Source organism: Sphingomonas panacis, from assembly GCF_001717955.1.
Classification (GTDB): domain Bacteria; phylum Pseudomonadota; class Alphaproteobacteria; order Sphingomonadales; family Sphingomonadaceae; genus Sphingomonas; species Sphingomonas panacis.
Genome location: NZ_CP014169.1, coordinates 236195 through 256044 on the forward strand (window position 1 = coordinate 236195; position 19850 = coordinate 256044).

Annotated in this window: 13 protein-coding genes; 12 read left to right on the forward strand and 1 reads right to left on the reverse strand. The window is 60.3% G+C overall.

What is annotated here, in order from left to right:
* Window positions 1-31 precede the first annotated feature (31 nt).
* Window positions 32-286, reverse strand: coding sequence for a hypothetical protein (locus tag J0A91_RS24330; RefSeq protein ID WP_150127134.1), 255 nt, complete (start codon window positions 284-286; stop codon window positions 32-34).
* Window positions 287-433: 147 nt separating this feature from the next.
* On the opposite strand from J0A91_RS24330, the gene ilvD reads away from it, so the two are divergent.
* The 12 genes from ilvD to J0A91_RS24390 all read left to right on the forward strand — a co-directional run bounded on the left by ilvD (window position 434) and on the right by J0A91_RS24390 (window position 19231).
* Window positions 434-2161 (forward strand): dihydroxy-acid dehydratase, encoded by a 1728-nt coding sequence (ilvD, locus tag J0A91_RS24335; protein WP_069207786.1) that lies wholly within the window; start codon window positions 434-436, stop codon window positions 2159-2161.
* 790 nt (window positions 2162-2951) lie between these two features.
* Entirely contained in the window at window positions 2952-4139 is a 1188-nt protein-coding gene (locus J0A91_RS24340) for an epoxide hydrolase family protein (RefSeq protein WP_240502324.1), read from the forward strand.
* 206 nt (window positions 4140-4345) lie between these two features.
* Window positions 4346-5815, forward strand: coding sequence for an aldehyde dehydrogenase family protein (locus J0A91_RS24345; RefSeq protein WP_069207787.1), 1470 nt, complete (start codon window positions 4346-4348; stop codon window positions 5813-5815).
* Window positions 5816-5882: 67 nt separating this feature from the next.
* Window positions 5883-6920, forward strand: a complete 1038-nt coding sequence (locus tag J0A91_RS24350) for an AraC family transcriptional regulator (protein WP_069207788.1) — start codon at window positions 5883-5885, stop codon at window positions 6918-6920.
* 253 nt (window positions 6921-7173) lie between these two features.
* On the forward strand, window positions 7174-8979 hold the full coding sequence (locus J0A91_RS24355) for a flavin-containing monooxygenase (RefSeq protein ID WP_069207789.1): 1806 nt from the start codon (window positions 7174-7176) through the stop codon (window positions 8977-8979).
* Between the two features lie 133 nt (window positions 8980-9112).
* The gene (locus J0A91_RS24360) at window positions 9113-11536 is read left to right on the forward strand and encodes a TonB-dependent receptor (protein WP_069207790.1); all 2424 of its coding nucleotides are present in this window, start codon (window positions 9113-9115) and stop codon (window positions 11534-11536) included.
* A gap of 87 nt (window positions 11537-11623) precedes the next feature.
* Window positions 11624-12418 carry an SDR family oxidoreductase gene (locus J0A91_RS24365; RefSeq protein ID WP_069207791.1) on the forward strand — a complete coding sequence of 265 codons (795 nt, stop codon included), beginning with the start codon at window positions 11624-11626 and terminating at the stop codon, window positions 12416-12418.
* Window positions 12419-12486: 68 nt separating this feature from the next.
* Complete coding sequence (locus tag J0A91_RS24370) at window positions 12487-13956, forward strand: aldehyde dehydrogenase family protein (RefSeq protein ID WP_069207787.1); 1470 nt, start codon at window positions 12487-12489, stop codon at window positions 13954-13956.
* Between the two features lie 157 nt (window positions 13957-14113).
* Entirely contained in the window at window positions 14114-15007 is an 894-nt protein-coding gene (locus J0A91_RS24375) for a 3-hydroxyacyl-CoA dehydrogenase (RefSeq protein ID WP_069207792.1), read from the forward strand.
* 105 nt (window positions 15008-15112) lie between these two features.
* The gene (locus J0A91_RS24380) at window positions 15113-16150 is read left to right on the forward strand and encodes an alpha/beta fold hydrolase (protein WP_069207793.1); all 1038 of its coding nucleotides are present in this window, start codon (window positions 15113-15115) and stop codon (window positions 16148-16150) included.
* 85 nt (window positions 16151-16235) lie between these two features.
* Window positions 16236-17996, forward strand: coding sequence for an IlvD/Edd family dehydratase (locus J0A91_RS24385; protein ID WP_069207885.1), 1761 nt, complete (start codon window positions 16236-16238; stop codon window positions 17994-17996).
* Between the two features lie 290 nt (window positions 17997-18286).
* On the forward strand, window positions 18287-19231 hold the full coding sequence (locus J0A91_RS24390) for an SMP-30/gluconolactonase/LRE family protein (protein WP_069207886.1): 945 nt from the start codon (window positions 18287-18289) through the stop codon (window positions 19229-19231).
* Window positions 19232-19850: the final 619 nt, after the last annotated feature.

Sequence of the window (19850 nt, forward strand, 5' to 3'; positions counted from 1 at the left end):
CTCGCGCCACGCTGCGCAGATTCCAAGATGTTCACCGGCGGCCGGCCTCGTCCAGGCGGTAGCGGCCTGTTCCATGCGCGCGCCTTTGCGTCCGCTTCTTGGGGTGAACACCGCCCTCCGGAGCGCCTAACGGCGCCCGGCGCTCCAGATGGATCGTCACGGCGGCGCGGACCGTCGCAAAAAAGATGTTGTTGATAATATCGAGATTATTGACGCGAAGGATTTTGGCGACTAGACCCGCCGGACGCTCATAAAGACACGCCGCGATCTGTGGTGAAGTCGGCATGTGCAAGTGGCCACGCGACGCGAGGGTGGTTTCCCGCCCCATGGCCTCGAGGACGTCTGACGAGACGGGCACGAATGCCCGCCGACGGGTTCATGCCGTCCGTGCCGCATCGTGCGGTGATCGGATGGGATCAGGTGGGGATAAATAGTGGACGCTGAACGCTCAGGAAAACAGGGCCTGCCCAGTCGGCATGTCACGGAAGGCTATGAGCGCGCATCCCACCGGGCGTTACTATATTCGATGGGCCTCACCAAACAGGAAATCGACCAGCCGTTTGTCGGCGTGGTTTCCTGCTGGAACGAGGCGGCTCCGTGCAACATAGCCTTGATGCGGCAGGCGCAAGCCGCGAAGCGCGGCATCGTCCGCGGCGGCGGCACGCCGCGCGAGTTCGCGACGATCGCGGTCACGGACGTCCTGGCGATGGGGCACGAAGGGATGCGCTCCTCGCTCCCCTCTCGTGACTGCATCGCCGACTCGGTGGAACTGACGGTACGCGGTCATGCCTATGATGCCCTGATCGGTCTCGCCGGCTGCGACAAGACATTGCCGGCCCTGATGATGGCCATGATTCGGCTCAATGTCCCGTCGATCTTCATTTATGGCGGCTCGCAACTGCCTGGTTCGCACGACGGGGCGTCGATCACCGTGCAGGATATGGTGGAGGCTGTGGGCAAGCATTCCGTGGGCGCTCTATCGGCCGAGGAGTTGGAAGAGATGGAGCGGGTGGCGTGCCCCTCGTCCGGTTCCTGTGGCGTCCAGGCGACCGCGAACACAATGGCATGCGTCTCGGAGGCGATCGGCCTCGCCCTGCCGTACTCCTCTGGCGCGCCGGCAGCCTATCTCAGCCGTGATGCGCTCTGTGTCCTGTCTGGCGAAAAGATCATGGAACTGGTCAGGAACCGTATCCGCCCTCGCGACATCGTCACCCGGCAGGCGCTCGAGAATGCCGCCGCTGTTGTAGCGGCGTCGGGCGGCTCCACGAATTCGACGCTCCATTTGCCGGCGATTGCGCATGAATGCGGGATCTCGTTCGATCTCTTTGATATCTCTGCGGTATTTAACCGAACGCCTTATGTTGCGGATCTCCAGCCTGGTGGGAAGTACAACACCAAAGAAATGTTCGACGCTGGCGGCGTTCCTTTGCTGATGAAAACGCTTCTCGAGGGCGGCTACATCCACGGGGACTGTTTGACCGTGACTGGGCAGACAATTGCCGAAAACCTGGCCGGCGTGAAGTGGAACCCGAACCAAAACGTCATCAGTGCGGTTGGCAATCCCAAAAGCCCCAGGGGCGGCGTCACTGCGCTTCGCGGAAACCTGGCGCCTGAAGGCGCGGTCGTTAAGACGGCGGGCATCGCAAAGACCAGCTTTAGCGGTCCGGCGCGCTGCTTCGACAATGAGGAAAGCGCGTTCGCGGCGGTTCGGGATCGGCAGTATGAAATGGGCGATGTGATCGTCATCCGCTACGAGGGCCCCAAAGGGGGGCCCGGCATGCGTGAAATGCTGGCGACGACAGCGATGCTCTACGGGCAGGACACCTCGGGAGAGGTAGCGCTGGTCACCGATGGCCGCTTCTCTGGTGGGACCAGGGGCTTCTGCATAGGTCATGTCGGCCCCGAGGCAGCCGAGGGCGGCCCGTTGGCGCTGCTGCGCGACGGCGACATCATCGATATCGATGTTGTCGAAGGCACGCTCGACGTTCGTCTGACCGATGACGAGTTGCGCGCGAGGCGTGCGGCCTGGAAACCCCTTGGACCGGGCCGGTACCGGTCCGGTGCGATCTGGAAATATGTTCAGCAAGTCGGCCCCGCGTACCAAGGCGCGGTGACCCATCCTGGCGCCCTGGCTGGGGAGGCAACTTACGCAGACATCTGAAGCGTTCTCCCCAGTGCGGAAATTTGCGTGGTGAGCGGCCAAATGAACCAAGCGTATTGATATAGTATAAGTAAGGGACGTATCCGGGACAAGTCCAGACGAAGAAAGCAATTCAAGATGAGTGGCGTGGGCTATGAAGGATTTTCGGACGCGGCGGCGTTGGATGGTTTCACCTTGCTGAACGCCCCGGCCGTGGCTGGGAAACTTGAAAAGCAAAATCAAGATTCAGGTAGTGGGTCCAAGGCCGCGAGATCTGAGATACCAGTTCCTCAAATCGACAGACTGATTGATTACCCGAACCGGGCGTCAGCATCGTGACGGCACATAAGCGACTCCTGGGCGTCCAGAAAGTCCTGATCCCCACCGCGACGGGATCGGCCGGACACTTTGCGGCATTGAGGACTGAGATTACCGCCGGACCGGCCGGGATCGCTTGGCAGTTGCCGTACCTGAGAGGGAACGATCGCGTTCCAGCTTGTTTCATCCGCAGGGTCTGCTTCAGCGATACGACGTTCTGCAAGCGTCGGACAGTCGCCGTGTATGTGGGGGAAGCGCCAAGTTCTTCCTCTCCAAGCACGCGAGGCGCGACCCTCGATATTGGTCCTAGTCGTTTCAACAGCGCGAGCCCGACGGTGTTCATCAGCCAATGGGCGAATAATCGGCATCTGGAGCGATCAAAAGGACCACTGGAAGGAAACTATCTCAGCAACGCGGCGATCGGCCGGCAGGAGTTCAACACGGGCTGGATCATGCGTGATCGGGATCCCTCCGCGGGTCCAGGATGGAGGCCATGCTCATGAAGCCTTCTCCGCAGCTGGGGAGCGGATCGCCGGGTGACACTATCACGCCGTTCTCCGTATCTGTGCCACAGGCCGATCTTGACGATCTGAGGCGACGTCTGGCCGCCACCCGCCTGCCCGATAAGGAGTCCGTCGGAGATTGGAGCCAAGGGGTACCGCTGGCGAAAGCACAATCGCTTCTCGACTATTGGCAGGATCGTTATGACTGGAGGAAATTCGAGGCGCGCCTCAACAAACTTCCCCAGTTCCGTACCACCATCGATGGGATTGGCATCCATTTCCTGCATGTCAGGTCGGTTCATGCCGAAGCGCTGCCTCTCATTCTCACGCATGGCTGGCCGGGTTCGATCATTGAATTCCTCGATGTGATCGAGCCCCTCGTTGACCCCGTCCGCCATGGCGGGAGCGCCGAGGATGCCTTTCATCTGGTGATTCCCTCGCTTCCAGGCTTCGGCTTTTCGGATAAGCCGGTCGAACCTGGTTGGCACCTCGGACGAACGGCGCGAGCCTGGGCTACCCTGATGAAGCGGCTCGGCTATCCCCGCTGGGTCGCCCAAGGGGGTGACTGGGGAGCGGGGCTGGCGATCGTTCTCGCACAACAACAGCCGGATGGCCTTGTCGCGGCGCACGTCAACTGGCCGATGGTCTTTCCAAAGGAGTTGCCCTCCAGCCCGACTCCGGAGGAGCAACGTGCGATCGACGATCGGGCAGGCTTTCTGGCATCAGGATCGTCATACTTCCGGCAGCAAGCAAGCCGGCCCCAGACATTGGGCTACGGTCTGGCGGATTCACCTATCGGCCAAGCCATGTGGATCTATGAGAAATTCTGGGATTGGACCGACAACAAGGGAGCCCCTGAGGATGCGTTGTCGACCGTGGCGATGCTCGACAACATCACTCTCTACTGGCTAACGAACTCCGCGACCTCGTCGGCTAGGACTTACTGGGAGAATACCCAAAGTGGCCATGTCGGACATGGCAAGGGGCGTGTCGAACTGCCCATGGCAGGTACTGTATTCCCGCGCGAGATATTTCGCGCGCCGAGGATTTGGGCCGAGCGGGAATGGCCGAATCTGTTCTACTGGAACGAACTGGATAAGGGAGGTCACTTCGCGGCGTTCGAACAACCCACTCTTTTCGTCAGGGAATTGCGCCATGCTTTCGCCGCGATCCGTTGAAGGCAGGGTCGATGCCGAAGACGCAATCCTGGGTCAGCTTGGAATCATGCGTGAGCGCCGAAGTGCTCAGACCCGAAGCGAGTCGCGCAAAGGACATCCTTCTCGAAGGCGAATGTGGCCGAGCATTCGTTCAGTCGGTGGCGACGTCGAATTTCAAAGTTCAACCAGCATCATCGCGATCTGCTAAATTTGAGGAGTGTTGTGACATGAACATCGAGGTCCATACGAAGGCTGCGGCTTGGCACGAGCGTATTTATGTGGGCGGGTCGTGGGAGGCGGGCGCGGGGGGCGTGGTGGACGTTCGCGAGCCGGCGACTGGGGATGCGATCGCGACGGTCGGCATGGCGGGACCGGCGGACGTTGATGTGGCTGTGGCGGCGGCGGTGAAGGCGCAGGTGGCGTGGGCGGAGACGCCGGCGACGGAGCGGGCGCGGGTGCTGCGCACGGCGGGTACGCTGCTCGAGGAGCGCAAGGAGGAGTTCATCGAGTGGCTGGTGCGCGAGAGCGGCTCGACCCGGTTCAAGGCGGGGTTCGAGGTGGCGAGCTTGGCCGAGCTGTATGAGGCCGCGGCGCTCCCGACGCAGCCCGAGGGCATGGTGCTGCCGTCCGGCTCGGCCGTGCGGATGAGCTTCGCGCGGCGCGTGCCCGTCGGCGTGGTGGGCGTGATCACGCCGTGGAACTTCCCGCTGGCGATGGCGCTGCGCGCGGCGGCGCCGGCGCTTGCGCTCGGCAATGCGGTGGTGCTCAAGCCCGATCCCAAGACGCCGGTGTCGGGCGGCATGCTGCTGGTGGGGCTGTTCGAGGAGGCGGGCCTTCCGCCGGGCCTGTTCAGCGTGTTGCCCGGTGGCGGCGACGTCGGCGAGGCGCTCGTGGGGCATCCCGATGTCGGGATGATCTCGTTCACCGGCTCGACGGCAGTGGGCCGCGCGATCGGCAGGACCGCGGGCGGGATGCTCAAGAAGGTGTCGCTGGAGCTGGGCGGCAACAATGCGCTGATCGTGCTGGAGGATGCGGATCTGGACAAGGCGAGCGCGGCGGGCGCCTTCGGCTCCTTCTTCCATCAGGGTCAGGTGTGCATCGCGTCGGGGCGGCATTTTGTCCACCGCAAGATCGCGGACCAGTATATCGAGCGGCTCGCGGCGCGCGCGAACAATATCGTGGTGGGTGATCCGTTCCGCCAGGATGTGGGGATCGGGCCGATCATCAGCGCGCCGCAGCTCGCCAAGATCGATCGGCTGGTGCAGGAGAGTGTCGGCGCGGGCGCGAGCCTGGCGGCCGGCGGGACGCATGACGGGCCGTTCTACCGTCCGACCGTGCTCGCCGGCGTCACCTCGGGCATGTCGGCCTTCACCAACGAGATCTTCGGCCCGGTCGCGCCGGTGACCGTGTTCGATGATGAAGACGAGGCGGTCGCGCTCGCCAACGACACCGAATATGGCCTGTCGGCGGCGGTGATCAGCCGGTCGCCGATGCGGGCGCTGGCGGTCGGGCGCCGGCTCAAGAGCGGCATGGTCCATATCAACGACCAGACCGCCATCTATGAGGTCCACGCCCCCTTCGGCGGCGTCAAGTCGTCCGGCAACGGTGCGCGCCACGGATCGCTGACTAACCATGAAGAATACACCGTCCTCCAGTGGGTCACCATCAACGACGAACCCCCAGCTTACCCGTTCTAATTAAAAGAGAGACGGGTGGCTGTTCGTAAGAACGAGCCACCACGTCTCCTTCACGAAGGAGAGGACAATGGAAATGCTAGGAAATTCCGGATGTATCCGTCAGTTTGCGCGATTTGCCCGGGAGCAGGGTATAGCTCTTGAGGCGCTGATAGACGGAGACTTGAGAGAGGTTCTTAGGGCCAGCTATGAAAAGGATAGGGTTCCGGCGCACGCAATCGTCGATATGCTGCAAATATGCTCGGTCAAGATGGATCGCCCCGCTCTCGGAGCCTCGACAGCGGCATGGGCTAAAATCAACGGCGGCTTTGGTCCGCTCAGTTTGGTATGGGACCATGCTCCAACGCTTGCCGATGCACTGCGCGTCAACCGTCAATATATCCATCTGGAAAATGGTGCTGTTGGCTTCAACCTGTCGGATGAAGACGAAAACATCGCCCTCGAACATATATTAATGGTGCCCGCGCGTTTTGGCGCATCGCAGTTCGTAGAAGCGTCGCTGACACTCGAGGTGCGCATTATACGCATGATCCTGGGCAGTGAAAACTGGTCTCCGGTGCGTGTCGAACTCGCTCATCACGCACCGCCTACCATCAGGATTCAGCAAAATATCTTTCGTTGTCCTATGGATTTCAACTCGGATCGTAATGCGGTTGTCCTTAAACGGCGGGACTTGAAGCAGCCATCGCGCAACGGCAATGCACAGATGTTTGCGTTTTTGGAGCGGCAGATCCGAACCGAGGACTCTGCCGCGCCCGTGGAACTTCCCAGACGAGTCGAGCAGATTATTGCGGCCAAGCTCGTAAGAGGGGAAGCCACGCTCGAACATGTGGCACATGGGCTTGGCATGAGCCCGCGTGCATTGCAGCGGCACTTAGCCGGGCACAATCTAGCATTCGCGGATTTGCTGATCGAGGTGCGGACCAGGATAACCGACGAATATTTTGGCGGCGAACGGCGTCCAAACCTTACGGCGCTTGCACATCGATTGGGCTATAGTGACAATAGCGCGGTAAGCCGCTTCCTACGTAAGCATTTGAATACGGGCGCCCGCGCTCTACGGGCTCAGAAGGGGGCAATGAAATGTCGGGAACCCGCGTTGCATTAGGCGTCAGGCGGTTACTGCTAGCCGTATGCGTTACGCAAGTGCGGGGCCTTAGTCCTCCGTAGGGCCACCTGCTGCCCTCGCCGGACTGCGCGCGGCACGCCATGGGGTCTTTGCCCGGAACCGAGCGGGAGCAACACTGTCGCGATCGGTCAATATTCTGGCGCGCATCGCAACGTCTTCGGGACGCTCATTCGATAAGATCCATCCAAGAGAAGGCCGGGGGAGGAATCGCCCGCAAGCCCAAGGAGTGGATATGACCGGAAGTGTTGCTGAGGTCTCGCGCGATCACGCCAGCGTGGAATCGCTCCGCGCAAAATATGCGGAAGAGCGCAACCGCCGTCTCGATCCGCGCAAGAATGAGCAGTTTATCGAAGTAACTGGCGAATATCGTCACTTCGTCGACGATCCGTGGATCGAAGCGCCGATCACGCGGGGTTCAATCGAAGAGGTCGTCGAGGCGCTTGTGATAGGCGGGGGATTCGGTGGACTCCTGGCATCGGCGGGTCTGAAGAAGATCGGGATCGACGATATCCGAATTGTGGAAAAAGCAGGCGATTTCGGTGGAACTTGGTATTGGAACCGGTATCCGGGCGCACAGTGCGACATCGAGTCCTACATCTATCTGCCGCTGCTTGAGGAAACGGCCTATATTCCCACCGAGAAATACGCCCACGCGCCGGAGATTTTCGAGCATGCCCAGCGCATCGGCAGACATTTCGGGCTATACGACAAGGCTCTGTTTCAGACCGAGATCACCAGCATGGATTGGGACGAGGCGGCATTGCGCTGGACCGTTCGTACCGATCGCGGTGACCTGATCCAGGCGCGCTATGTGCTGACCGCCAGCGGACCCCTCAATCGCCCCAAGTTGCCCGGTATCTCCGGGATCAGCCGCTTCAAGGGTCACATGTTCCACACCAGCAGGTGGGATTATGGCTATACCGGCGGCGATGCAAATGGGGGCATGACGCGCCTTGCGGACAAAAAGGTTGCGGTGCTGGGCACTGGCGCGACGGCGGTCCAGTGTGTTCCCTATCTCGCGCGCGATGCGCAACATGTTTACGTGGTACAGCGCACCCCCTCCAATGTAGGCGCGCGGGGCAACAGACCGACGGATCCGGACTGGGTAAAATCCTTGGCTCCCGGTTGGCAGCGCGAACGGATGGAGAATTTCAACGCCATAGTGTCCGGTGCGCGCTGTGAGACGGACTTTGTCGCCGACGGGTGGACCGAGCTGTTCAGCGACATGTTGACCAACTGGCGACCCGAGGATGGCCGGGAACTAGCCCTTCCTGAGGCCATGGCGCTGATGGAACGCGCCGATTTTCAGAAGGGCGAGGAAATGCGCGCCTGGATCGCGGCCCATGTGGAACGCCCGGAGGTCGCGGAGGCGCTCAAGCCTTGGTACGGTGTACTGTGCAAGCGCCCCGCCTTCAACGATGACTATCTGCCCTCCTTCAATCGGGACAACGTCACGTTGATCGATACGCACGGGGCGGGGGTCGACGAAATCACCGGGTCGGCCATCGTATGTAACGGCGTTTCCTATCCTGTCGACTGCATCATCTTCGCGACCGGTTTCGAGGTTGGCACGACCACCAATCGCACCGCCGGCGCCGCCATCCGCGGTGTCGGGGGTGAACTCCTGGCCGGCCATTTCGCGGATGGTCCCCGCACGCTGCACGGCTTCTATGTCCATGGATTTCCCAACCTGTTCCTTCTGGGGTCCGGCAATAATGCGGTGAAGCCCAATATCACCGACATGCTGGCCGAGCAGGTCGATCATCTCGTCGATCTCATCGCCAAGACGCGTGCAGTCGGCGCCAAGCGGATCGAAGCGACGGCGGGTGGCGAGGCGGAATGGCGCCAGATCATCGTGGCGAAATCGCAGGGCATAAGGGCCATGCACGCCCAATGCACGCCGGGCTATTTCAATGCAGAAGGCGATATCGAGAAGAGTTGGAGCGCCAACACCTACGGTGGCGGAGCCCTCGAATTTTCGGCGCTGCTCAACGAGTGGCGCGAACGCGGCGATAATGCGGGATTGAAGATTTCGTAACGCAGATCGCGGCTGCTTCCGACACAAGGAACGCCACGTACAACTTGCCATAGGGATTAACGCTGGAGTGAAGAAGCAGGGATAGGGTCAGACGTCTAAAGAACGAAAACCATAAAAGTCAAAGGAGGGGAAAATGAAGCTCTTGAATAAGGGAGTCTTTTCGGTTGTCACGCTATGCAGTTCGACTTCTCTGTTTGCACAAGTGGCGGCTGCTCAGCAGGCTGGCAGTGTGGTCGCACCTGCATCTCCGGTCGTGCAAGCATCCGGCGTGACATCAAACGAACCGCAGGTCGGCGATATCATCGTTACGGCACAAAAGCGGTCCGAGCGTCTCAATGATGTCCCGATGTCGATTACGGCGAGCACCAGTGATCAGTTGAAGTCGGCCGGAGTAACAAGCACCGATGACCTCGCGAAGATCGTTCCCGGCTTCACCTTCCTGAAAAGCAGCTATGGAACACCGATCTATTTCATACGCGGCATCGGGTTTAATGATACCACGCTCGGCGTAAGCCCAGCCGTTACCGTCTATGTGGACCAAGCGCCGCTTCCCTACTCCCCGATGTCGCGCGGCGCCACACTCGATCTCGAGCGCGTCGAAATCCTGAAGGGACCGCAAGGTACGCTTTTTGGGCAGAATTCTACCGGCGGCGCGATCAATTACATCGCTGCCAAACCGACTGACCATCTCGAGGCCGGGTTCGATCTGGGATTCGGCCGCTTCAACGCCGTCGATACCGAGGCGTTCATCAGCGGTCCGATCACCAACACCCTCAAGGTGCGCCTCGCTGTTCGCCAGGAATATCAGGATGACTGGCAAAAGAGCTATGTCAGCAGTGATACCATCGGACAGAAAAGGTTCATCAATGGTCGGGCGATGCTCGATTGGGACCCGAGCAGTACCTTTCATGTCGCATTGACTGCTTCTGCGTGGAAGGACACATCTGATACCCAGCAGCCGCAATTCGTGCTGTTCCGCGGTCCCGATAGCGCTCCCGCTCACCTGCCTATTCCGTATCCTATCGATACCTTCCCGGCAGCGCCAAAGAACGACCGGGCAGCAGCATGGGATCCGGGGGTGAGTTTCGCAAGGAATGACAGATTCTATCAGTTCACCGGGCGGGCTGACTGGAACTTGATGGATGATATCGCGCTGACGTCTTTAACATCGTACGCCAATTATAAGACATTCACGCCGCTCGATCTCGACGGCACCATCTATCCGGTCTCGCGCACGGTTGTCTCCGGCATGATCAAAAGTTTTTCTCAGGAATTACGGCTCAATGGGACCGCAGGAGACAGGCTGCGCTGGATGTTGGGCGGAAGCTATCAGAAAGACACGGTCAACGAGGAATTCCGATACGATCCCCAATTCACGACGAATGGAAATATAGGGCCCTTCGTCTATCACGGATTTGGAGTGACCAACGATCAGAGCATCAGGACAGCGGGGGTGTTTGGAAGTTTAGATTTCGCGATAACCGATAAAATCACGCTGCAGGGATCGGCTCGCTACACCGACCAGCACCGCCGTTATCAGGGATGCGGGAGAGATGACGGTGACGGGGATCTAGCAGCAGCCTTCGATTACCTGGCTTTTCTACTGAGTGGAACTGCCGGAAACATTCCTCCTGGAGGTTGCGTCACACTGAATGCCACCACCGGCGTGCCGGGTCTCGTGCATGATCAGCTCAATCAAAACAACGTCTCTTGGCGCGCGAGTGTGAATTACAAGCCGAGATCGAGCATGTTGTTTTACGCGAATGTAACAAAGGGCTACAAGTCAGGCAGCTTCCCGACACAGCCCCCGCCTACCTCCGCAGCTCTTAATCCGGTAAACCAGGAATCGGTTCTGGCTTATGAGGTGGGGACGAAAATCGATCTGTTTCGCCGGAAAGTGCAGCTGACTGCTGCGGCCTTCTATTATGATTACCGCGACAAACAGCTTCTTGGTACTCTCAATCTTCCGCCATTCGGCGCGCTTCCTGCATTGGTCAACATCCCTATGTCGAGGGTTGAAGGTGCGGAATTCAATGCAACCCTGCTGCCGCTTCACGGCCTGAGACTTAATGTGGGCGGCACCTATGTCGATACCAGGATAAAGAGCGATCCGCCCAATCCCACAGGCCCTTTCGGCAGTCAGGGCGGGAGCTTCGTCGGTAGCCCGTTTCCCTTTACGCCCAAGTGGCAGGGCGTTGCGGATGCCCAGTATACCTTTCCGATCTCGTCTGGCCTGAACATGTACTTGGGAGGCAACGTGACGGCTCGAAGCAAAGCGAACGCGTCGCTTTTCAACGGGGGTTCGGCCGTTTCGCCTTACGACGGCGCATCGATCGCAGGTCTGGAGAAAATGCTTGTCATTCCCGGATACGCGCTGCTGGACCTACGGGCGGGCGTGGAAACGCCGGACTCGAAACTCCGCATCGAGATCTGGGGCCGCAACGTGGCGAACAAATTCTACAGCACCAATATCGTTCGAGTATCAGATTATGTCTATCGATTTGCTGGCATGCCCGCAACGTACGGAGTGACCTTGAAGTTTCGCTTCGGTCAATGACGCTGATGGACGCATATTTGGGAATGAAATTTTCATTGATTGAGAAGGAAGGTGGTCTTGACTGCCTTCTCGGCTGAGGGAGCTTCTATGGCGGAACGCCTGGCTGGGAAGAGCGCGCTGATAAGTGGCGGCGGGGGCGGCATCGCGCGTGCGACCGCACGCCGTTTCGTCGAGGAAGGCGCCAGCGTGGTGCTGGGGGATATCAGTCTCGCGCTTGCTGAAGAGGCGGCCAAGCCGCTGGGAAGTTCGGCGGCTGCCGTCGCGATGGATGTTCGCAAGGAGGACGATTGGCAGGCAGCCGTTGATCTCGCCGTATCGCGATATGGCAAGCTCGATATCGTCTGCAATGTCGCCGGCTTCGGTATTCCTGGGACGATCGAAGACATGAGGATGGAGGACTACCATCGCATGCTGGCGGTCAACCTCACGGGCACGGTGATCGGGTGCCAGGTTGGACTTCGCGGCATTCTTGCGTCGGGCGGCTCGGGCGCGATCGTAAATCTGTCGACGCTCGCCGCTTTGCTCGGGCCGGCGGATGCCGCCGGCTATGCAGCAGCTAAGGGCGGCGTTACCGCTTTGACGAGGACGGTCGCCATGCACTGTGCGCAGCGGCGTTATCCTGTGCGCTGTGTCGCGATCCATCCGACCTACGCCGATACGCCCAACATTGATGCCGTTGCCGCTCAGGTGGAAGGCGGGCGCGCCGCACTTTTGAGCGCGATGGCGACTCAGGTGCCGATGGGCCGCGTTTGCACCGCCGATGATATTGCATCCTCGATCCTGTTCTTGGCCTCGGATGAGGCCGCGATGATCTCCGGTTCCAGCATCGTCATCGACGGAGCGCAAAGCGCCGGCCCTCCAAGTATCCGGCCGCTTGAATGACGTAGGCGATTTCATCGAGGGGCCACGCGGGTTCCTGCAATGAACCATTAATTGAGGAGTGTTGTGACATGAACATCGAGGTCCATACGAAGGCTGCGGCTTGGCACGAGCGTATTTATGTGGGCGGGTCGTGGGAGGCGGGCGCGGGGGGCGTGGTGGACGTTCGCGAGCCGGCGACTGGGGATGCGATCGCGACGGTCGGCATGGCGGGACCGGCGGACGTTGATGTGGCTGTGGCGGCGGCGGTGAAGGCGCAGGTGGCGTGGGCGGAGACGCCGGCGACGGAGCGGGCGCGGGTGCTGCGCACGGCGGGTACGCTGCTCGAGGAGCGCAAGGAGGAGTTCATCGAGTGGCTGGTGCGCGAGAGCGGCTCGACCCGGTTCAAGGCGGGGTTCGAGGTGGCGAGCTTGGCCGAGCTGTATGAGGCCGCGGCGCTCCCGACGCAGCCCGAGGGCATGGTGCTGCCGTCCGGCTCGGCCGTGCGGATGAGCTTCGCGCGGCGCGTGCCCGTCGGCGTGGTGGGCGTGATCACGCCGTGGAACTTCCCGCTGGCGATGGCGCTGCGCGCGGCGGCGCCGGCGCTTGCGCTCGGCAATGCGGTGGTGCTCAAGCCCGATCCCAAGACGCCGGTGTCGGGCGGCATGCTGCTGGTGGGGCTGTTCGAGGAGGCGGGCCTTCCGCCGGGCCTGTTCAGCGTGTTGCCCGGTGGCGGCGACGTCGGCGAGGCGCTCGTGGGGCATCCCGATGTCGGGATGATCTCGTTCACCGGCTCGACGGCAGTGGGCCGCGCGATCGGCAGGACCGCGGGCGGGATGCTCAAGAAGGTGTCGCTGGAGCTGGGCGGCAACAATGCGCTGATCGTGCTGGAGGATGCGGATCTGGACAAGGCGAGCGCGGCGGGCGCCTTCGGCTCCTTCTTCCATCAGGGTCAGGTGTGCATCGCGTCGGGGCGGCATTTTGTCCACCGCAAGATCGCGGACCAGTATATCGAGCGGCTCGCGGCGCGCGCGAACAATATCGTGGTGGGTGATCCGTTCCGCCAGGATGTGGGGATCGGGCCGATCATCAGCGCGCCGCAGCTCGCCAAGATCGATCGGCTGGTGCAGGAGAGTGTCGGCGCGGGCGCGAGCCTGGCGGCCGGCGGGACGCATGACGGGCCGTTCTACCGTCCGACCGTGCTCGCCGGCGTCACCTCGGGCATGTCGGCCTTCACCAACGAGATCTTCGGCCCGGTCGCGCCGGTGACCGTGTTCGATGATGAAGACGAGGCGGTCGCGCTCGCCAACGACACCGAATATGGCCTGTCGGCGGCGGTGATCAGCCGGTCGCCGATGCGGGCGCTGGCGGTCGGGCGCCGGCTCAAGAGCGGCATGGTCCATATCAACGACCAGACCGCCATCTATGAGGTCCACGCCCCCTTCGGCGGCGTCAAGTCGTCCGGCAACGGTGCGCGCCACGGATCGCTGACTAACCATGAAGAATACACCGTCCTCCAGTGGGTCACCATCAACGACGAACCCCCAGCTTACCCGTTCTAAAGGGTCCGGACGGCACGCCCCGACGGTCGACGATCATAGAATGCTGCGTGATCTGGGGCGGCCAGCTCGTGAAAATCCGCTCCAGGTCATTGCAAAATCAATCGGATCGCAGTGCTGCTGAGGAGTTGCGGTCGGTTCGTAGGGAAAAGGAAGGACGATGATCAACAGGATTCTCATTGCCGGCGCAGGGCTGGTCGGATCGGAAATAGGATTTTACTGTGCGACCCGTGGGTTGGATGTCGTCATGTACGACATATCGGCACAATCGCTCGACACTTCTCGCGCCAGCCACGGAACATATGCAGACGCATTTCGGGCCGAAGGAAAACTCAGCGAGGAAGAGGCGGCCCTGGTTCTCGCGCGCCTCAGCTATGAAAGCGACCTGTCGAAGGCGGCTGCCGATGTCGACATCGTGAGCGAGTCCGTCACGGAGGCGCTCGACATCAAGAAGGCAACCTACGAGGCCCTTTCTACGCATTGTCCGCCCCGGACGATTTTTACCACCAATACATCCACGATGCTGCCGAGCGAGATTGCGAAATTTACCGACCGCCCGGGTCGGCTGTTGGCCTGCCATGTCGCCCGACCGATCTGGGATCATCCGATTCTCGAAATCATGCCGCACGCGGGCACCGACCCAGCCCTTGTCACCGACATCGTCGACTTCGCGCGGCGGATCCAGCTGGTGCCGATTCTGCTCAAGAAGGAGCAGCCGGCCTATGTGTCGAACTCCATCATGGCAGCGTTCATCACGAGCGCGCTGGATCTCGTGTCACGCGGAGTTGCGTCGTTCGAGGATGTCGATCGCGTATGGATGATCGGCACCGGTGCACCGCTCGGTCCGATAGCATCGGTGGACATGATGGGCATCGGCACCGTGTATAACGCCCTGAGCCATCTCGCCGAGAATGAGGGACGGTCTGAGCTCCTGCCGATAACCGAATATCTCCGCACGAACTTCGTCGACAAGGGCGCACTGGGCGCCAGAAGCGGTCAGGGCTTCTACACCTATCCCAATCCGCATTTTGAGCAGGATGACTTCTTCAAATAGGCGGGTCTCGAACCAACCGCCGACACGGGTCTCGGCTTTCGACGGCAAGGCCGCATCACATCGATCGCGCTACGGCGCGATGGAGCGAAGTGAAGGAAACGCAATATGAAGATCGAAAACAGCTTCATCTTCGAGCGCGTCAACAAGACCGCCCGGCACACGACATTCTATCTCGAAGCCGGCTCTGTGTCCGCCACGCCGATCATCTTCGTCCATGGCTGGCCCGAACTGTCGGTGTCCTGGCGTCAGCAACTTGTCGCATTCGCCGGGCTCGGACTGCGCGCGATCGCGCCCGACATGCGTGGCTATGGACGGTCGACCATCCACCCGCGGCACGAGGACTATGCGCTCGAAGAAGTCGTGACCGATATGATCGAGCTGCTCGATTCCCTGGGCGCGCAAAAGGCCATCTGGGTCGGCCACGATTTCGGCGCGCCGGTGGTATGGCTGATTGCGCAACATCATGTCGATCGTTGCCATGGCGTCGCCGCCATGTCGGTGCCCTATATTCCCGATGGCTTGTCCTACCGGACATTCATCCCGTTGATCGACCGCAATGTCTATCCGGAGAGCACATTTCCAGCCGGTCAGTGGGAGTACATGCTGTTCTACGAGGAGAATTTTGAGAAGGCCCGTGCCGGGTTCGAAGCGGATATCGGAGCGACCGTACGGGCACTGTTCCGGGCGGGAGCACCCGGAGGCATGGGCCAGCCGGCGATCACGGCCTTTCCTCGCCGCAATGGAAGCTGGTTTCCGCCGGACAATAAGGCCCCCGACATGCCTCGCGATGACACCATCCTCACTCTTGAGGAGGAAAATCGGTACGTTGCGGCGCTGTCGCGAACCGGCTTTTTCGGTCCCGACAGTTATTATATGAATAATGATGCCAACATGGCTTATTCTGCCCGGGTGAAGGATGACGGACGTCTCTCGCTGCCTACTTTGTTCGTTCATGCCGCCTATGACTATGTCTGCGCCACAGTCGACACCCGGCTTGCCGATCCGATGCGCGAGGCTTGCGACGATCTTACCGAAGCGGTCGTGAAATCTGGCCACTGGATGGCGCAGGAAAAACCGAGTGAAGTGAACGCCGCTATCGCGAAATGGTTGGCGGCGCGGCTGCCCGATCTCTGGCCTGGCTGACGCCTCATCGGCTGGCTGCCATCCTGGCAGTGCGGGACAGGTGGAAGCAAGGTGCAGTGGTTCGGCTAATGGGACGATGACTGCGATGACCGATGATGCGAGAAATAACAAGTCGGGCGCACCGCGTCCCCTTCGCTCGGCCGAATGGTTTGGCGGCAAGGGCAAGAACGCGATCATGTCCCGCTCATGGATGAAGAATCAAGGCTTGCCGGCCGACAGCTTCGACGGCCGCCCGATCATTGGCATCTGCAACACTTGGTCCGAACTCACACCCTGCAATGCCCATCTCCGGGACTTGGCCGAGCGGGTCAAGCGCGGCGTCTATGAGAGCGGCGGCGTGCCATTCGAGTTTCCGGTCTTCTCGGTAGGCGAAAGCACGTTGCGCCCCACGGCGATGTTGTTCCGCAACCTTGCCGCCATGGATGTCGAGGAGGCGATCCGCGGTAATCCTATAGACGGCGTCGTGCTGCTGGGTGGTTGCGACAAGACGACCCCGGCCTTGCTGATGGGGGCGGCATCCGTCGACCTTCCCGCGATACTGGTTTCGGGCGGGCCGATGCTGAACGGCAAGTGGCGAGGCCAGGACGTCGGATCGGGAACCGCGATCTGGAAGTTCGCCGAGATGGTGAAGTCCGGCGAGATGACGATCGATGAGTTCGTCGATGCGGAGCAGGGTATGGCGCGCTCGGCCGGGAGCTGCATGACGATGGGCACGGCTTCCACCATGGCTTCGATGGCAGAAGCGCTCGGTATGACCCTGTCGGGCAATGCGGCGATTCCCGCCGTCGACGCCCGCCGGCGGGTGATCGCGCAGCTTTCCGGTCGGCGCATCGTCGGCATGGTGCAAGAGGATTTGAAGCCATCGGACGTGCTGACGAGGCACGCATTCGAAAATGCAATCCGGGCCAATGGCGCGGTGGGCGGCTCGACCAATGCGGTCATTCATTTGCTCGCCCTTGCTGGCCGGGTCGGCGTCGGCCTGTCGCTGGACGATTGGGACCGTCTGGGACGGGACGTGCCGACGATTGTGAACCTGCAGCCATCCGGGCGGTACCTCATGGAGCAATTCTACTATGCTGGCGGCTTGCCGGTCGTCCTGAAGGCGCTCGGTGAGATGAGCTTGCTCCATAAGGACACCCTCACCGTAAGCGGGGGCGCGATCTGGGATGAGGTAAAGGATGCGGTCAATTACGATCCCGAAGTGATTGTTTCCCGAAAAGCAGCGCTTACCCAATCAGGGGGCATAGCGGTTTTGCGTGGGAACCTTGCGCCTCGCGGAATAGTGCTGAAGCCCTCCGCGGCTTCTCCGCATCTCATGCAGCACCGCGGGCGGGCGATCGTTTTCGAAAGCATCGAAGATTATCATCTCCGGATCAACCAAGAGGATCTAGATATCGACGAGACTTGCGTGATGGTCCTGAAATATTGCGGTCCGAAAGGGTATCCGGGGATGGCAGAGGTTGGCAACCTTGGCCTCCCTGCAAAGCTTCTAAAGCAGGGCGTCACGGACATGGTGCGTATCTCGGACGCTCGCATGTCGGGCACGGCTTACGGCACCGTGCTTCTACATGCGACGCCCGAGGCGGCCGACGGCGGCACGCTGGCGCTGGTCCGCGACGGGGACATGATTTCGATCGACGTGCCTGGCCGGTCGGTTCATCTCGAGGTGTCCGACGATGAACTCGCAACGCGTCGCGCGGCCTGGATTTCACCTGTCGAGAAATTCGATGGCGGTTATGCCGCGCTCTATGTGAAATCGGTCATGCAGGCCGATACGGGCGCGGACTTCGACTTTCTGGTTGGCCGCCGAGGATCAAGAATACCGATGGATCGCAATGGTCATTGACCGGCGGGTACGGGCGCACGTTGCGGATGGGGCAAAATGGGAGAGAGATGACGTCGCGAACAAGGGCATCGATCGAAATCATGTCCCCGTCGCGGACCAGTGCGAGGAGTTGGTGCGTGGCAAGACGGCCTCGCCACAGCCGATACAGAGTTACAAGCGTGGTGGCACTCGCAGTACGTGATGCCGGTGATGCGGGGTGACACGGAGGAGCTCACGACTTTCTCGTCGGCCGCCGCCCTAAACTGCCAGCGAACACGAAGTTACCTATGGTAAGCAGAATGGAAATCCAAATGCGCCAAACTATCAAAGACTTCAAGCTGAAGAGCAGCGACGTTACGTTTTTCGGCAAGAACCTCAATCGACCAGAATGTGTGTGGATCGATCGCGAGGGCATATGGGTCTCGGACAGTCGGGGTGGTATCGCAAGCGTCCACGATGACGACGAGCCTATGCTGATAGGCGCTGGCATCCAAGAGGTTAACGGTTTCAGCCGCCGCGCAAATGGCAACTTTGTTGTTGCTGATATTTCCGGTGGCGCCCTGTATGAGGTTGCTCCCAACGGAGACACGCACCTGCTGTTGGATGAGATTGGCGGTGCGCCATTAGGTGCGGTCAATCATGCATGGGTCGATCACGAGGACCGCATATGGGTATCGATCATGACCCGGCATCAACGATGGTATGATATGCTTAAATCAGGCCGCCGTGACGGCTACATTATCCGCATTGACGAACGAGGTCCCGTTATTGTCGCGGACGACATCGCCTGTACAAACGAAGTAAAGGTTGGTCCAGACGGGAAATATCTTCACGCGGCGGAGACTTTGGGAAACAAGATCATACGCTTTCCGATCTTCCCGGATGGTTCGCTTGGCGATCGTCAAACGGTCGGCCCGGAAAGTTTGGGTTACGGCGGTTGGCCCGATGGATTTACGTTTGATGCAGACGGGAATATATGGGTGACGCTCATTTGTCGCAACGGCATTTCGGTCATCACGCCGGACGGGGCTGCGAATGTTGTATGTGAAGATGTCAACAGATTAGCTCTCGATAGTCTCGTCGCTTCGGTGCAGGACCAAACAACAGATCCCCAGCTCATCCTCGCTTGTGCAAGTGGCTTTCTTCCTCTCCCTACCAGCATTGCTTTTGGCGGCCCTGACGCGAGAACGGCTTATGTCGGATCTATCGCGATGCCATGTCTGGCCGCATTCCCACTTCCGACGTCTGGTCAGTAAGTCGATTCGAGAGAGCGGTAAACTGAACCCAACCACATCCTCAGAAACACTCTTATTTGTCCTCTTTTGTCCGTCCTGCAGCTGACCGACGGAAATGCCAAACGATCGTTGGCCCGCACCAGGCAGCATGTACAGGGCCGCGACGTTTCACCCTTACCCGACGAACTATCGTAACGGTGCGAAACTGATCTGCACGAGTGACGCTCCGATATCCTCGCAAATCCGGGTATCAACCCCGCGTAAGCGCTCACTGTGCTTGCTCAATCTGGAAGCCGGAGATACTTTTGGCCGTTCCGGTGCTGAAATCACATTGCGCGAACTCGGCATAGCTCAGACGGCGTCCATTATAGGAATTTGGTAGGAATCCCTCCTTCGGACCGGTCGCCGGCACGGAACTCCTGATTAAGTGGCGAGGGTCAGGTCAGACCCTAGGGAATGCCTTCAGGTAGATATCGCCGTACTGCGTAATCAGATCGATAATTCGCGATAGAATCCGTCTGAAGATGGATTGTCCGCCCTGATCAATCACTTTCATAGCTCGCTCTCCTAAGCCCGAAAATAAATGGCCCGGGAAATCTCCGCCTCCCTATCCATTGAAACTTCTATCGGCTCCGTCGAT

Bases quoted from the DNA above. Each gene is read 5' to 3' on its own strand.
- J0A91_RS24330 (WP_150127134.1), bottom strand. From the start codon at position 286: ATGCCGACTTCACCACAGATCGCGGCGTGTCTTTATGAGCGTCCGGCG.
- J0A91_RS24340 (WP_240502324.1), top strand. From the start codon at position 2,952: ATGCTCATGAAGCCTTCTCCGCAGCTGGGGAGCGGATCGCCGGGTGAC.
- J0A91_RS24345 (WP_069207787.1), top strand. From the start codon at position 4,346: ATGAACATCGAGGTCCATACGAAGGCTGCGGCTTGGCACGAGCGTATT.
- J0A91_RS24350 (WP_069207788.1), top strand. From the start codon at position 5,883: ATGGAAATGCTAGGAAATTCCGGATGTATCCGTCAGTTTGCGCGATTT.
- J0A91_RS24355 (WP_069207789.1), top strand. From the start codon at position 7,174: ATGACCGGAAGTGTTGCTGAGGTCTCGCGCGATCACGCCAGCGTGGAA.
- J0A91_RS24360 (WP_069207790.1), top strand. From the start codon at position 9,113: ATGAAGCTCTTGAATAAGGGAGTCTTTTCGGTTGTCACGCTATGCAGT.
- J0A91_RS24365 (WP_069207791.1), top strand. From the start codon at position 11,624: ATGGCGGAACGCCTGGCTGGGAAGAGCGCGCTGATAAGTGGCGGCGGG.
- J0A91_RS24370 (WP_069207787.1), top strand. From the start codon at position 12,487: ATGAACATCGAGGTCCATACGAAGGCTGCGGCTTGGCACGAGCGTATT.
- J0A91_RS24375 (WP_069207792.1), top strand. From the start codon at position 14,114: ATGATCAACAGGATTCTCATTGCCGGCGCAGGGCTGGTCGGATCGGAA.
- J0A91_RS24380 (WP_069207793.1), top strand. From the start codon at position 15,113: ATGAAGATCGAAAACAGCTTCATCTTCGAGCGCGTCAACAAGACCGCC.
- J0A91_RS24385 (WP_069207885.1), top strand. From the start codon at position 16,236: ATGACCGATGATGCGAGAAATAACAAGTCGGGCGCACCGCGTCCCCTT.
- J0A91_RS24390 (WP_069207886.1), top strand. From the start codon at position 18,287: ATGCGCCAAACTATCAAAGACTTCAAGCTGAAGAGCAGCGACGTTACG.